Source organism: Microbispora sp. NPDC004025, from assembly GCF_053604425.1.
In genome coordinates this window covers 103866-118927 of sequence record NZ_JBSGHN010000006.1, presented here as the reverse complement: position 1 = coordinate 118927, position 15062 = coordinate 103866, and the positions used below count along the sequence as shown (strand labels likewise).

12 protein-coding genes are annotated in these 15062 nt (G+C 73.2%); 6 read left to right on the top strand and 6 right to left on the bottom strand.

The genetic code is table 11. The annotated features are described in order from the left end of the window. Positions 1 to 38: 38 nt before the first annotated feature. Entirely contained in the window at positions 39 to 1508 is a 1470-nt protein-coding gene (locus ACWEQG_RS17915; RefSeq protein ID WP_452285937.1) for a hemerythrin domain-containing protein, read from the top strand. A 36-nt stretch (positions 1509 to 1544) separates the two neighbouring features. Here the strand turns inward: ACWEQG_RS17915 and ACWEQG_RS17910 are convergent, their stop codons facing one another. Further along, positions 1545 to 2699, bottom strand: coding sequence for a cysteine desulfurase family protein (locus ACWEQG_RS17910; RefSeq protein WP_363463764.1), 1155 nt, complete (start codon positions 2697 to 2699; stop codon positions 1545 to 1547). A gap of 103 nt (positions 2700 to 2802) precedes the next feature. On the opposite strand from ACWEQG_RS17910, the gene ACWEQG_RS17905 reads away from it, so the two are divergent. Then, the gene (locus ACWEQG_RS17905; protein ID WP_169984248.1) at positions 2803 to 3294 is read left to right on the top strand and encodes a TetR/AcrR family transcriptional regulator; all 492 of its coding nucleotides are present in this window, start codon (positions 2803 to 2805) and stop codon (positions 3292 to 3294) included. A gap of 137 nt (positions 3295 to 3431) precedes the next feature. After that, positions 3432 to 4643, top strand: a complete 1212-nt coding sequence (locus ACWEQG_RS17900) for an MFS transporter (RefSeq protein ID WP_452285935.1) — start codon at positions 3432 to 3434, stop codon at positions 4641 to 4643. 117 nt (positions 4644 to 4760) lie between these two features. Here the strand turns inward: ACWEQG_RS17900 and ACWEQG_RS17895 are convergent, their stop codons facing one another. From ACWEQG_RS17895 to ACWEQG_RS17885, 3 genes are all read right to left on the bottom strand, one after another. After that, positions 4761 to 5714, bottom strand: a complete 954-nt coding sequence (locus ACWEQG_RS17895; protein ID WP_452285933.1) for an electron transfer flavoprotein subunit alpha/FixB family protein — start codon at positions 5712 to 5714, stop codon at positions 4761 to 4763. Between the two features lie 11 nt (positions 5715 to 5725). After that, positions 5726 to 6505, bottom strand: coding sequence for an electron transfer flavoprotein subunit beta/FixA family protein (locus ACWEQG_RS17890; RefSeq protein ID WP_363463759.1), 780 nt, complete (start codon positions 6503 to 6505; stop codon positions 5726 to 5728). 306 nt (positions 6506 to 6811) lie between these two features. Continuing rightward, positions 6812 to 7756 (bottom strand): helix-turn-helix domain-containing protein, encoded by a 945-nt coding sequence (locus ACWEQG_RS17885; RefSeq protein WP_452285931.1) that lies wholly within the window; start codon positions 7754 to 7756, stop codon positions 6812 to 6814. A gap of 112 nt (positions 7757 to 7868) precedes the next feature. Here ACWEQG_RS17885 and ACWEQG_RS17880 point away from each other — a divergent pair, with 112 nt between their 5' ends. The 3 genes from ACWEQG_RS17880 (at position 7869) to ACWEQG_RS17870 (ending at position 12687) form a co-directional block, all read left to right on the top strand. After that, complete coding sequence (locus ACWEQG_RS17880) at positions 7869 to 8897, top strand: saccharopine dehydrogenase family protein (RefSeq protein ID WP_452285929.1); 1029 nt, start codon at positions 7869 to 7871, stop codon at positions 8895 to 8897. Positions 8898 to 8929: 32 nt separating this feature from the next. Continuing rightward, entirely contained in the window at positions 8930 to 9124 is a 195-nt protein-coding gene (locus ACWEQG_RS17875) for a hypothetical protein (RefSeq protein WP_452285927.1), read from the top strand. Positions 9125 to 9279: 155 nt separating this feature from the next. Beyond that, positions 9280 to 12687 carry an ATP-binding protein gene (locus tag ACWEQG_RS17870; protein ID WP_452285925.1) on the top strand — a complete coding sequence of 1136 codons (3408 nt, stop codon included), beginning with the start codon at positions 9280 to 9282 and terminating at the stop codon, positions 12685 to 12687. A gap of 63 nt (positions 12688 to 12750) precedes the next feature. On the opposite strand, the gene ACWEQG_RS17865 is transcribed toward ACWEQG_RS17870, so the two are convergent. Beyond that, a complete protein-coding gene (locus tag ACWEQG_RS17865) occupies positions 12751 to 13698 on the bottom strand; it encodes a hypothetical protein (RefSeq protein WP_452285923.1) in 948 nt (315 codons plus the stop codon). A 65-nt stretch (positions 13699 to 13763) separates the two neighbouring features. Further along, a complete protein-coding gene (locus ACWEQG_RS17860) occupies positions 13764 to 15020 on the bottom strand; it encodes a serine/threonine-protein kinase (protein WP_452285921.1) in 1257 nt (418 codons plus the stop codon). Positions 15021 to 15062 lie beyond the last annotated feature (42 nt).

The window sequence follows — 15062 nt, the reverse complement described above, 5'->3', positions numbered from 1 at the left end:
CCGTTCCCGCAGGCCGCGGGCCGGATTGGGGTTCGGACATGGCTCAGCGCGCACTGGACCGGCTGCCGAACGCGATCGAGGGTGACGGCCGCCTCGACCGGCCGGGTCACCGGCTCGAACAGGGCCTCACGTTCACGGAGAACCTCCTCGGGATCACCGGGGGGCGCGCCCGCGGCGTCCTGCACGGCGTCTGGCTGGGGCACCCCCTCCATCCGGTGTTCACCGATCTCCCCATCGGCTGCTGGACGACGGCGCTGGTCCTCGACCTCACCGGGCAGAGGCGGGCGGCGCGCGCGGCCGTGGGAGTCGGCATCGCCGGAGCGCTGGCCGCGGCGGTGACCGGCCTGCACGACTGGCAGCACACGCATGACGACGCGCGGCGCGTCGGGATGGTCCACGGCACGCTCAACACGCTCGCCCTCGGCCTGTACGGGGTGTCGTGGTGGCAGCGGGGCCGGGGACACCACCTGCGCGGGCTGCTCGCCGCCCTGCTCGGCTATCCCGTGATCATGACGAGCGCCTTCCTGGGCGGCACGCTCGTCTACCGTCATCGGATCGGGGTCGACCATACGGACGAGAGGCTCGAACCCCGCCACTTCACCCGCGTGATGGCCGAGCGCGACCTGCCCGACAGAAGCCCGCACCGGGCGCGGGCCGGGGCCGTGGATCGTCCTGGTCCGCGCGGAGGGCCGCATCCACGCCCTGGAGAACGCCTGCCCGCATCTGGGCGGCCCGCTGTCCCAGGGCTGGCTCAGGGACGGCTCCCTCACCTGCCCCTGGCACGGCTCCCGGTTCGAGCTGTCCAGCGGGGAGAGCCTGAACGGCCCCGCCACCGCACCCGCGCCGTGCTTCCAGACCCGCGTACGCGACGGGTGGATCGAGGTGCGCAGGGCGCCGGCCGTGGCCACCGCGCCGCCCGGGAGCGCGCTGGCCCACCAGCAGGAGGTGCAGCCGTGAGGAGGAGGTCGCAGGTGCTCACGGAGGCCCCGGGAGTGCCGGCCGGACAGGGGCGGAAGACGGCGACACGGGTGCTCGTGGAGCACCACGAGGTGGTGCGGGGGCTCATACGGCGCCTGCGGGAGACGCCGCGTTCCCAGCTCGGACGGCGGCGCGCGCTCACCGGCGAACTGTTCGACGAGCTGTGGATGCACGAGCGGATCGAGGAGGCGATCTTCTATCCCGCCCTGCGCGACGTCACCCCGGCCCTCGCCGCGGCCTGGTCCGAGCACCGCCAGCTCACCGACCAGCTCGCGGCGCTGGTGCGCGCCGACCCGCGGACCGAGCGGTTCGACCGGGAGCTGGACGCGCTGCGCGACGTGCTGGAGTCGCACGCCCATCTGGACGAGGAGCGGCAGATGTTCCCGGAGATCGAGCGCTTCGCGGACGAGGAACTGCTCGTCGAGCTGGGCGACCGGCTCCAAGCCCGCCTGGGGCGGCTGCGCGCGTCGCGGCGCACCCGGGCGGTCCTCCGCCTGCAGCGGGCGCTGCTGCGCCGTACGGCCTGGTAGGCGTACGCGCAGTAGGCCCGCGGCGCGGCGGGCGGGTTATGACAGACCGGCACGCCGGGCGCGCTCGACGACGTGCCCGATGACGTCCGCGACCCGGTCGACGTCCTCCTCCACGGACGTGTGACCGAGGGAGAAGCGCAGCGAGCCACGGGCCCGCACGCCGTCCTGGCCCATCGCCAGCAGCACGTGGGACGGCTGGGCCACCCCCGCGGAGCAGGCCGAACCGGTGGAGCACTCCACGCCCTTGGCGTCGAGGAGCATGAGCAGGGCGTCCCCCTCACAGCCGGGGAACGAGAAGTGGGCGTTGCCCGGCAGCCGGTTCACCGGGTCGCCGTTCAGCACCACGTCGGGCACGGCCCGCCGTACGCGCTCGATCAGGTCGTCGCGGAGCGCCGACAGCCGCTCGGCCGTGGCGGGCTGCCGCGCGACGGCCGTCTCGACCGCCGCCGCGAACCCGGCGATGGCCGGCGCGTCGAGGGTGCCGGAGCGGATGTCGCGTTCCTGCCCGCCGCCGTGCAGGACCGGAACCGGGTCGACGCCGCGGGCCAGCAGCAGCGCACCCACGCCCACGGGACCGCCGACCTTGTGGCCGGAGACGGTCATGGCGTCCACGCCGGACTCGGCGAACGAGACCGGGAGCTGGCCCACCGCCTGCACGGCGTCGGTGTGGAAGGGGATGCCGTACTCGTGCGCGATGGCGGCCAGCACGCGCACCGGCTGCACGGTGCCCACCTCGTTGTTGGCCCACATGACGCTCACGAGCGCCACGTCGTCCGGGTCGCGGGCGATGGCCTCGCGCAGCGTCTCCGGATGCACCCGGCCCTGCTCGTCCACCTCCAGCAGCTCGACGCGGGCGCCGTGGTTGTCGCCGAGCCAGTGGGCGGGGTCGAGGGCGGCGTGGTGCTCGACCGAGCTGATCAGGATCCTGGGCCGCTTCCTCGCCCAGTAGAGGCCCTTGATGGCGAGGTTGTCGGCCTCGGTGCCACCGGCCGTGAACACGACCTCGCTCGGGCGGGCGCCGAGCGCGCAGGCGATGGTCTCGCGCGACTCCTCGACGACCCGCCGGGCACGGCGGCCGGCCGCGTGCAGGGACGAGGGATTGCCGACCTCCCCGAGCTGGGCCGTCATCGCCTGGATCGCCTCGGGCAGCATCGGCGTGGTCGAGGCATGGTCCAGATACGCAGTTCCCACGACCCCTCCCTGACACGTATTCAGCCCACCAAGCGTATCCGGGTAGAGGGAGGACACCGATAACGTGTCGCGGCTGAACCGTCCAGACGGTACAGTAGGCGGCATGAGGAGGGACGAACTGCTGGACGCGGCCGAGGGCCTGCTCCAGGACCAGGGCGCCCAGGCCCTGACCCTGGCGGCGGTGGCCGAGCGCGCCGGCGTCAGCAAGGGCGGCCTCCTCTACCACTTCGCCAGCAAGGAAGCGCTCGTCAAAGGCATGATCGAGCGCCTGATCGCCGACTTCGACGCGCTGATCGAGGCGCAGTCGGAGAGCACCTACACCCGGGCGTACCTCGCCGCGACGTTCGAGGCCGTGGAGACCGGCCGGCTGCGACGATGGGCCGTGGTCACGGGCGCGGCCGGCGATCCCGAACTGCTCGCGCCGCTGCGCGGGGCGATGGCCCGCTGGATGCGGGACGGCCTGGACGACGAGCCCGATCCCCTGGCGTCCCAGGTCGTACGGCTGGCCTGTGAGGGCGTCTGGGAGGTCGCCACCCACTGTGCGGCGATCATCGACTACGCCGCGATCCGCGCCAGGCTGCTCGCCCTGTTGTAGCGCGGCTTGTGAGCCCCTGAACACCCATTTGGTGGTCGCCCTTCCTTCCGGCCTTGCCGTGAAAGGGCGACCTGCTGGTGTCTGCCCGTAAATCCGGGCTCGGAAACCCACTTGACACACCTGGAAAGGAAGCTGTGATGACCCGCGCTTTGAGGAAGGCCCGTCACGGGGCAGTCCTCACCTTCGTCCTGGCCGGCCTGATGTGTGGAACTTTCACCGTGCGCCTCCCGGCGCTGGCCGACCGGCTCCGCCTGCCGGAGTCGTCGGTCGGGCTCACCCTGCTCAGCTGGGGGCTCGGCGCGCTGCTCACCATGCAGCTCATGCGCGTCGTCCTGGCCAGGTTCGGCAGCCGCGGCGTCCTGCGCGCGGCCGCCCCTCTGTGCGCGGCGTCACTGGTCCTCGTCGCGTTCGCGCCGTCCCTCCCCGTGCTGGCCGTGGCCGCCGCGTTGTTCGGCATGGCCTTCGGCGCGGTCGACGTCGGCATGAACGCCCAGGGCTCGGCCGTCGAGCGCGCGTACGGCCGGCCGATCATGAGCGGCATGCACGCGGGATGGTGCGTGGGCGCGATCTCGGCGGGACTGCTCGGCACGGCGGCCATCGCCCTGGGGCTGTCCCTCACCGCCCACATCCTGGTCGTCGCCCTGGTGTCGGTGCCCGCCGCGCTGGCCCTCAGCCGCATGCACCTGCCCGATGCCGCGCAGCGGACGGCCGGCGCCGCGTCGTCCGCCCGCTCCCGGCGCAGGCTCCCCGGGGTCGTCTACCTGCTCGGTGCGATCACCTTCGCCGCCTTCATGGTGGAAGGCGTCGTCGCCGACTGGAACGGCCTGTACCTGATCGGCACGCTGCACGCCTCCGAGGCGGTCGCCGCGCTCGGCTATCCGGTGTTCGAGGCGGGCATGCTGCTCGCCCGGCTGGCCGGCGATCGGCTGCGCGGCCGCTACGGCGCCCGCGGGCTGGTCATGTTCTCCGGCGCCGCCACCGCGCTCGCGTTCCTCGCGGTCATCGCCGCGCCGGTGACCGTGGCGGCCGTGGCCGGGCTGTTCTTCATCGGACTGTCGGTGGCGACCATCTCGCCGATGGCGCTGTCGCTGGCGGGAACCGCTACGCCCGAGCCCGGCCCGGCGATCGCGCAGGCGAGCGCCATGGGCTACGCGGGCCTGCTGCTCGGTCCCGTGATGATCGGCTTCCTGTCCAGCGCGGCGTCGCTGCGGGCGGCGATGGGCGTGGCGGTCGTCCTCGGCGTCGTCATCGCCGTGGCCGCACGGCTGCTGCCCGCGTCCCGTACGGAGATCGTCCCGCTGCCGGTCCGGGCGGGAGACGAGGAGACCCCCCTCCGCGCGGCCGCCTGACGCGTGGGCGATGCTCAGGCCTGATCCGACGGCGCCCGCCGGGTGACCTGACCCGGCGGGCGCCGTCGACGAGCCTCCGGCCCGTGCCGTGTGGACCCACGGCACGGGCCGGACGCGTCACTTGCGCTTGTCGATCTCCTCGGTGAGCTGCGGCACGACCTGGAACAGGTCGCCCACGACACCGAAGTCGGCGATCTCGAACAGGGGCGCCTCGGCGTCCTTGTTGATCACGACGATGGTCTTGGAGGTCTGCATGCCGGCCCGGTGCTGGATGGCGCCGGAGATGCCGGCCGCGATGTAGAGCTGCGGGGACACGGTCTTGCCCGTCTGCCCGACCTGGAACTGGTGCGGGTACCAGCCGGCGTCGGTCGCGGCCCGCGAGGCGCCCACGGCCGCGCCGAGCGCGTCGGCGAGCTTCTCGATGATCGCGAAGTTCTCGCCCGAGCCCACACCCCGGCCGCCGGAGACCACGATCGCGGCCTCGGTGAGCTCGGGACGGGCGCCCTTCTCCTGGACGACCCGCTCGACGATCCTGGCCGCGCGGGCGGCGTCCGACAGCGCGACCTCCACCTTCTCCTCGGCGCCGGCCGCGGCGGCGGCGACGGGGGCGGTGCTGTTCGGGCGGACCGTGATGATCGGCGTGCCCTTGGTCACACGGCTGTGGACGTTGACGCCGCCGCCGAAGATGGACTGCTCGGCGACGAAGCCCTCGCCGACGCCCACCGCGTCCGAGATCACACCGGAGTCCGTCTTGATCGCGAGGCGGCCGGCGATCTCCTTGCCCTCACCGGTCGCGGCGACGAAGACCGCGGCCGGGGAGCGCTCGGTCACCAGGTGCGCCAGCACCTCGGCCTTGGGCGCCGCCACGTAGTCGCCGATCTCGTCGGCCGCCGCCACGTAGATCTTCTCGGCGCCGTACTCGGCCAGCCTGGCCTTCGCGGCGTCGGAGTAGCCGGGGCCGGCCCATACGGCGGCCGGCGTGCCCAGCGACCGGGCCAGGGTCAGCAGTTCGAGGGTGACCTTCTTGACGTCACCGTCGACGTGCTCGACGAGAACCAGAATCTCACTCATCACGGGGCCCCTCAGATGAACTTCTTCGACGCGAGGAACTCGGCGGCCTTGGCCCCGCCGTCGCCCTCGTCCTTGATCACGGTGCCCGCGGCACGCGGCGGGGCGGCGGCGAACTCGACGACCTCGCTCCACGAGCTCGCCAGGCCCACCTGGTCGGCCGCGATCTCCGCGTCGGCGACGCCGAGCGTCTCGACGGGCTTCTTCTTGGCGGCCATGATGCCCTTGAACGACGGGTAGCGCGGCTCGTTGATCTTCTCGACCACGGACACGACGGCGGGCAGCGACGCCTCGACCTTGTCGTAGCCGTAGTCGGTGATCCGCTCGACCCGGATCGAGGTGCCCTCGACCTCGACCTTGCTGGCGAGCGTGAGCTGCGGGGCGCCGAGCCGCTCGGCCAGCATCGCGGCGAGCATGCCGGTGCGGGCGTCGGTCGACTCGGAACCCAGGATGACCAGGTCGTAGCCGATCTTCTTCAGGGCCTGGGAGATGGCGTAGGAGGTGCCGAGGGCGTCCGAGCCGTGCAGCGCGTCGTCGTGCAGGTGCACCGCCTTGTCGGCGCCCATCGCCAGGGCCTTGCGGATGGTCTCGGTCGCCTTGGCGGGGCCCATGCTGAGGACGGTTACCTCGCCTCCATGGGCCTCCTTGAGCCGCAGCGCCTCCTCGACCGCGTACTCGTCGAGCTCGTTCACGACGCCGTCGGCGGCGTCGCGGTCGAGCGTCTTGTCATCGGACCTCAGCTTGCGCTCGGTCGCCGTGTCGGGGACCTGCTTCACGCAGACGACGATGTTCATGGCCGGTGGCCGACCTCCCCTTTCCGTACGGCTGACGCCGCGGTTCTCGGTACGTGGCGCGGGGTACGCGCACGTGATGCAAGACTGCCAGGTGCTCGCGGGCGCGCCTGTGCAGGTGGCCCGGGTGTCGAGATGACCCTGGTCCCCCCAGGCGGTATGTTACCCATCGGTAGCTTAGGTGCAAACCTCCAGGTTTTTACGGCCGCACCCTTCGGTTGAGGAATTCCCAGAACCCGGTCACGCCCACACCCCACCCTACCGAACTATGTTCCGGAGTCGTCGTGGGAGGTCCCTGTCGCCGGGACCTCAGGGGCGGGTTCGCGAGCGGAAGGTACGGCGGTAGGTGTCCGGAGGCACGCCCACCGTGCGGTTGAAGTGCCGGCGCAGCGTCGTGGCGGTACCCATGCCGGTGGCCTCCGCGATGGTGTCGATGCCGTCGTCCGTGGTCTCCAGCAGTTCCTGGGCATGGCGGATCCGCTGGGTCAGCAGCCATTGCAGCGGGGTGGTGCCGGTCACCGACCTGAAGTGGCGGTTGAGGTTGCGCGAGCTCATCCGCGCCCGGCGGGCCAGGTCCTCCACGGTCAGCGGCCGGTCCAGGCGTTCGATCACCCAGGGGAACAGATCGGCGAGCGGGTGGTTGCCCGGGGCCGGCACCGGCGTGGTGAGGAACTGCGACTGGCCGCCGTCCCGGTGCGGGGGCACGACCAGGCGGCGGGCGACCGCGTTGGCGACCGACGAACCGTGGTCGAGGCGGACGAGGTGCAGGCACAGGTCCATGGCCGCGGCCTTGCCCGCGGACGTGAGCACGCTGCCGCTGTCCACGTACAGGACGTCCGGGTCCACCTGCACCTGGGGGTAGCGGGTGGCCAGGTCGCGGGTGTGCGCCCAGTGGGTCGTCGCCCGCTTCCCGTCCAGCAGGCCGGCGGCGGCCAGCACGAACGCCCCCGTGCAGAGGGAGGCCACGCGCGCGCCCGCCTCGTGGGCCGCGCGCACCGCGTCGACCAGGCCGGCGGGCGGGTCGACGTCGACGTCCGCCCACCCCGGGACGATCACGGTGTGGGCCTGCCGGAGCCGGTCGAGGCCGTAATCGGGCTCCAGCAGGAACCGCCCGGCCCGTACGGCGCCCGGCCCGCAGACGACGAGGCCGTACCAGGGATCGGCCAGGCCGGGGTCGGTCCCGAAGACCTCGTACGCCAGGGACAGCTCGAAGTGCAGCATTCCGTCGGTGGCGGCCAGCGCGACATCGATCACGTCCGAAATTGTACGAGTGATGGCGTTCCAGACACTCACGGTGAGATGCCCGCGATCGCCAGGATTGGTCACAACAGATCGCGGCAGACGATTCGGATAGAAGGAGAACCCCATGGGATCGGGGCTCACGGTGGCGGTGTTCGGCGCGTACGGGCACACCGGGCGGTTCGTGGTGGCGGAGCTGCTCGAGCGCGGGTTCGTACCGGTTCCGTCCGGGCGCGACGCCGACAAGCTCATGAAGCTGGCGTCCGAATTCGGGCTGGAGGCCCGCCCGGCGTCGGTCGACGACCCCGCCTCGCTCGACCGCGCGCTGGCAGGCGCGGCGGCGGTGATCAACTGTGCCGGCCCCTTCGCCACGACGGCCGCGCCCGTCATCGAGGCCGCACTGCGCGCGGGGATCCCGTACGTGGACGTGGCGGCCGAGATCGAGGCCAACGCCGACACCTTCCGGCACTTCACGGACCGCGCCCGCGCCGCGGGAGCGGTGGTCGTGCCCGCGATGGCCTTCTACGGCGGCCTCGGCGACCTGCTGGCGACCGCCGCGATGGGCGACTGGAGCGCGGCCGACGAGGCGCACGTCGCGTACGGGCTGAGCAGTTGGCACCCCACCGCCGGGACACGCGCGTCGGGCACGGTCTCCGGGCAGCGGCGCGCCGGCCGGCGCGTCCGTTACAGGAACGGCCAGCTGGAGTATCACCACGACGACCTGCCGACCCTGGAGTGGCCCTTCCCCGGCCCGATGGGGCCTCGGGCCGTCATCGGGGAGTTCACGATGGCCGACGTCGTCACCATTCCCAGCCACCTGTCCATCCCCGACGTGCGCACCTACATGACGGTCGAGGCGGCCAGGGACCTGTCGGCCCCGGACACCCCGGCGCCCGCCCCGGTGGACCGGCACGGGCGATCCGCGCAAACCTTCCTCGTCGACGTCGTCGTGCGCTCCGGTGGGGCCGAACGGCGCGCCGTGGCGACCGGCCAGGACATCTACGCCGTCACCGCGCCGCTCGCGGTGGAGGCGGTCGATCGCATCCTCACCGGACGGACCAGGACCGACGGCGTCGCCTCCGCCGGCGAGATCTTCGACGCCCCCGACTTCCTCCGCGCGCTGTCCCCGCACATCTCGCTGGAGCTGCACCCCTAGGGCGGTGCGGCGACGCCGGAGACCGTAAAGCCGTGCTCGGATTCCTCCGCTACCCCGGGCGGTCCTTCAAACCGGCCGTCGCGACCCCGATCCACTGGGGCCGGCGGGTGCCCGGGCCGCGGCTGGTCAACGACACCGAGCACGTCGACCAGGTGCTGAGCGAGGCGCTTCTGGTGCCCAAGGACGGCAGGACGATCGAGGAACTCGGCGCCAACTGGTTCTCCTAGCGGTTATCCGGTGACCCGTGGCCGAAATACACGGTCGCTCTTTATACGGCGCCTTTCCGAGGGCACTGCCTTTTCGCCATCAATGGCTATAAGTGACCTTGAAACGCATATACCATCGGGCCACTCGCACGGGGTCACGCCGACGGGGGTCGCGGATGGACGAGTTGCATGTGCGCGTGCTCAAAACCTCGTCTCTGACGGCCGGGGACGGCTCCGCCGTGCCCGTGCGATCGGCGAAGGCGAAGGCCGCGCTGTTCTACCTGGCGGTCGAGGGCACACCGCAGACGAGATCGGCCCTCGCCGGGCTGCTGTGGGGTGATCGCGCGGAGGCGAACGCACGCGCGAGCCTCCGGCTCGCCCTGGTGGAACTGCGCCGGGCCGCGGGGAGTCACCTGGTCGTCGACCGGACCCACGTCGCCTTCGACCGCGACCGTCCGTACTCGCTGGACTGGGAGGACCTGGTCGAGAACGGTTCGGTGCCCACGGACTACCGGGGCGGCTTCCTGGACGGCCTCGTGATAGCGGACGCCCCCGCCTTCGACGACTGGGTCGCCGAACGCCGGCGGCAGGCCGGGCACGCCGCGACGCAGGCGCTCGGCGAGCGGGCGCGGGCGGCCTGGAACCGGGGCGACCGCGACGGCGCCGTACGGCTGGCGCGCCGGGTCCTCGCCGTCGACGGGCTGGACGAGAGCGCCCACCAGCTGATCATCGAGATCATGTCGGCCACGGGCAACCGCGCGGGCGCCCTGGCGCAGTACGAGGCATGCCGCCGGAGTCTGGACCGCGAGCTCGGCGTCGCACCCGATCCCCGCACCCAGGCGCTCCGGCAGCGGATCACGCTCGGTGGGCCGCCGGCTCACCCGGCTCGCGGTGCGCGGGTCGCCGCGCCGCCCCGCGAGGGTCCGCGGGGTGGTGCGGCCACGCGGCGGCTGCCCCGGCCGCTGACCCGGTTGATCGGCCGCGAGGCCGAGATCGAGAACGTCTGCGCGAAGCTGCGGGACCGGGAGGTGCGGTTGCTCACGCTGACCGGTCCGGGCGGCGTGGGCAAGACGAGACTGGCCATCGCCGTCGCCGAACGACTCGACGACGAGGTGCTGTTCGTCTCGTTCGCCTCAGTGCGGTCGCACCACTCCACGGCGCGGACGACCGCCGGCGGAGCGGACGGCGAGGTGAACGGCGAGGTGAACGATGTGGACGTGGTCGCGACGACCCTGGCGGAGGCCGCCGGCGTCGACCTGACGCCACCGCGACCCGCCCGCGACCTGCTGCTCGCCGCCGTACGCCGCCGCAACCTGATCCTGGTGCTGGACAACCTGGAGCACCTGCCCAGCGTGGCGCCGCTGGCGGGGGCGATCCTGTCGGCCGCGCCCGCCGTGCGGATCCTGGCGACCTCGCGGCGCAGGATGGGCATCTGCGCCGAGCACGTCCACGAGGTGCCCGCGCTGTGCGGCGCCCCGGCGCGAGCGCTGCTGTTGGAACGCGCCAGAGCCCTGGTGCCGGACATCGCCCCGGGCACGCACGCGCTCGACCGCGTCTGCCGGGCGGTCGGCGGGCTGCCCCTCGCCGTCGAGCTGGCCGCGACGCTGACCCGGGCGATGACCTGCGAGGAGATCGCGGAGCACCTCGACCCGGCCGGTTCCGTGCCCCGCACCACGCGTGCCCCGGCGGACCTCCTGGTGCATCCGCAACCGGCGGCGGCCACCAGGCACGCCAGCATGAAGGAGGTCTTCGACACCTCCTGGCGGCTTCTCACCGCCGTGGAGCAGCGGGCGCTGGCCGCCGTCTCCGTGTTCGCCGGCGGGTTCACGCTCGCCGCCGGGATCGAGGTCGCGGACACCACGGCCCTGGTCATCGCGAGGCTCGTCGATCACTCCCTGGTGCGCCGCGACCACGACGGCCGGCACCGCGTCCACGAGCTCGTACGGCAGTACGCGGTCGCACGCCTCGCCGACGAGTCGGCCCGGGCCCGCCACACCGCCTGGTACGCCCGATTTCTCCGGGACCGAACGGCCAGGCTCCGCGATCACGCCGACCCGTCCGTGCTCCACGAGATCGAGCCGGAGATCGACGACGTCCGACAGGCCTGGCGGCATGCCGTCCACCGGCTGACCGACCAGGATCGGGCGGCCTTCGCGGAGAGCTACTGGACGCTGTGCCTGCGCAGGCACTGCTACGCCGAGGCGCTGTCCGTGGCCTCCGACATGATCGCGGCCGTACGGTCGGACGACCGGGCGGCGTTTGCGCGGTGGCACCGGCTCGCGGGGACGGCGCACTTCCAGTTCGAGCGCGGCGCGCAGAGCCTGACGGCCTTCAGCAGAGCGCTGTCGGTCGCCGACCGGCCCCTGCCGTCGTCCTGGACCGGAAAGGCGGGCGCGGTGGCCGGAGGGCTGGCACGGCAGGTGGTCCGTCGCACCACTCCGCTCAACGGACGCGCCCGGCGGGAACCGGCGCGCGAACTCGCCGCCGAGGCCGCGCACACCCTGTCCGTCCTCGCCGAGCTCGGCTATCACCGGCAGGAGCAGGACACGATGCTGCTCAGCGTGGTGCGTCACCTCGACGCGGCGGAGCGGGCGGGCGGTCCGGTCGAACGCGCCGAGGCGTACGCCAACTTCGCCGTCGTGGCCGCCCTCGCCGGGTCGGAGGCGGCGGCCCGGCACTACGGCCGCCTGGCCGACGAGCAGATCGCCGCGGTGCCGGACCCGGTGGCGGTCTCCCGCGCCCGTCTCGCACGCGGACTGCGGCTCACGGCGGAGGGACGGTTCACCGCCGCGCGGCGGGTCCTCACGCTGGCCCGGCGTCATCCCGCCGACCCCCGGCTCGCGGAGCACTGCCTCGGGCTGCTGGCCGATCTGGAGATCCAGCGGGGGTGCTACGCGGCCGCCGCGCCGCTGATGGCGGCGGTGGCCGAGACGTCGGTCACGCGCATGGGCGCGACCCTGTCCGGCTACTGGGGCCTGACCGGGCAGGCGGAGGCGCTGCTGCGGCTCGCCGATCATGACCTGGCCGACGTGAGCACGGTCATCAAGGCCGCCGAGGAGGCGACACGGGCGTTGCCCGCGCTCGGCGAGGACCACTTCGCCCGGGCCGGCGCCAAGATCCCGGCGATCCAGCGGCTGCGGCTCGGCGTCGCACAGGCCCGGTTCCACCTGCTCGGCGACGACGCGCCCGCCGCCCGCCCGGCCCTGGACGACGCACTGCGTACGGCGGACCGGCCGGACATGCCGCTCCGGGGCACCCTCGAGGCGTGGGCGGGGCTGGCCGAGGTGCTCTGGGCGCTGGAGGCGGACGACCCGGCCGTCCGGACAGTGCTGCGCCACATGTCCCGGCTGGCTCGCCGTACCCCGTCGGCGGCGGCCCGCATGGGCTGGGCCGCGGCGCTGACGCACGAGGCGGCCGGTCGGCGGCCGAGGGCCCGGCGGGCCGCCGGACATGCCCTGGCCGCCGCTCGCCGTCTGGGCATCGCCTTCGACGAGGCCAGGTCACTCGAAGTCCTGGGCGAGACCGAGGAGGCCGCCCGGATCCACGCCCGCCTGGGCACCACGCCGCTCACCCGGCCCCGCTGATGGCCGCGGCTCGCGCCGGGCGCCGAGGTCGGCCCGTCGTCCGCCGGCGGCCAGTCCGAGCCGTCAGCCGGCCAGGACGTAGCCGCCCACCGAGGACGGGATGACGAAGGAGTCGAGCCGGCGCAACTGGTGCGTGGCGCGGTTCACCCGATACCAGGTGTGCGTCCGGCGCAGGTCGCCGTGCACGTGACGGTCGGACCGGGTCAGGACGTCGAGGTGGCCCGCCCTGTCCCAGCGCGCCTTCAGGGCCTCCTCGCCCGCGTGGAGCCGGATGGGGATGCTGCTCTTCTTCGCCGTGGCCAGGTTGCGGGTGAGGATCACATTCTTGACGGTGCCGCCGGTCTTCGTCCACTTCGGCGAGGCCACCGTGACGCCGTCGGGGGCGAGGTCGCCCCGCATGTAGACGGACCGCCGCAACTTCACCGACCACGTGCCGGTCGCGTACAGCACCGCCGTCCGGTTGTCACCGGCCATCATGCGCTTCCCGTCCGGGCTGAAGTCCCAGGACTGGTATCCCCTCGGCAGGGTGAAGACCTTTCCGCTGGTCGTGTCGACGACCCGCTCGATCTCCCACTCGGCGGCGTTCACGCCGCGTATGCCGACGAACCGGCCGCCCGGGGCGAGGGTCAGCGCGTTCATCTGGAGGTCGTCCGGCCACGTCACCGCGGGAATCTCATGAGCCCTGCCGGTGGCCGCCTCCCAGATCGTGAGCACGCCGTCCTTGCCCGCGAAGTACGCGGCCTGGGCGCCGTCCTGGGAGACCGCGACGACGGCGGCGACGGTGTACTCGCCGGGCGCCACGGTCCTGCGTGCGCCGGGGAGCGCGACGACGCGGCCGTCGCTCAGCCAGAGCTTCAACGGGCCGCACGGCTGCCGGCCGCCGTCGGTCTGAAGGCAGGACCCGAGACCCGCGTAACGGATCACCGGCTTGGCCGCGGCGGCCTCGGCCTGGGGGATGGTCATGAACGCCGCGGCGGCCGTCGCCGCGGCCAGCGCTACTCGGGACAGCATTCCGTCATCTTCGCATGATGCGGACGAAGAATCTCGGGTCGTGACAGGGACGGAAAAGGCGGGGTTCAGCTCGCGACCACGAGCATGACGAGCAGGAACAGGACGGTCCCGACGGCCATGAGGAGCGTCGCCGTGCTGAACAACGTGGAGAGCAGCGCCCACACCGCTACGGCCCCGGCGCCGCCCGCGAGGTCCACCACGAGCCGCCGCCTGGACTTCCCCAGCAGCCCGAATCCCGCGTCCACCAGCAGGCCGATCCCGTAGAGCACCAGCAGGAGAAGCGACACCTCGGGCAGGTTGGCGCGCGCGGCGGCGGCGAAAAGGCCCACGACCACCGAAGAGCCGATCACCCACCGGCGGTGCAGCCTCTCCCGGCGCGCGGCACGCGTGTCGTCCACCTCTCCTCGCCGGGGACGCCGGGAGGGCCCGCGATCGCTCTGCCGCTCACCACTGGGGCGCCGGCCACCGGGCCGCCACTCCTGGGTCGGCGCCTCGGACAGCGCGGGCCGCGCCGGCTCTATCCCGTCCAGCGCCGGCGCCGCCTCCTTGAGCAGCCCGGTCAGCTCCTCCGTCGCCGGCCGGTCCGCCGGGCCGGTGCTCAGGCACCGCTCGACGATCGGGACGAGCCAGGACGGCACGCCCGACAGGTCGGGCTCGCGGTGGACGACCCGGTAGGCGATCGCCGCGGCCGGCCCCGTCCCGTACGGCTGCCGCCCCGACGCGGCGAAGGCCAGCGTCGCCCCCCAGGCGAACACGTCGGCCTCCGGCCCGGCGTCCCGGCCCTCCAGCACCTCCGGAGCCAGGTAGCCGGGCGTTCCGGCGACCGCGCCCGACGCGGTGACCGAGGCCGACTCCAGCGCGCAGGCGATGCCGAAGTCGATCACGTACGGCTCGCCCTCGGAGACGATCACGTTGGCCGGCTTGAGGTCGCGGTGGACGACGCCGGCCGCGTGGATGGACTCCAGCGCCTCCGCCAGCCCCAGGGCGAGCCGCAGCAGGCCGGCCCCGGCGACGGGACCGTCCTTGGCCACGACCGTGCTGAGCGGCCTGCCCTGCACGTACCGCGTGACGATGTAGGGCCGCTCCCCCGACAGCGAGGCGTCCAGCACCTCGGCGACGTGCGCCCCGCGAACCCGCCGCATCGTCTCCACCTCGCGGGCGAGACGGGCGATCGCGAAACCGTCCGAGGCGACGTGGGGATGCAGGACCTTCACGGCGACCGTACGCCCGTCGGGGTCGAGCGCGAGGTGGACCTCGCCGAACCCCCCGGCGCCGAGCGCGGAGACCAGACGATAGGGACCAAGCCGTTCTGACGTGCCCAAGCTGTGTCTCCCGCTTCGCTCGTCGGGACGCTCTTATCCGGG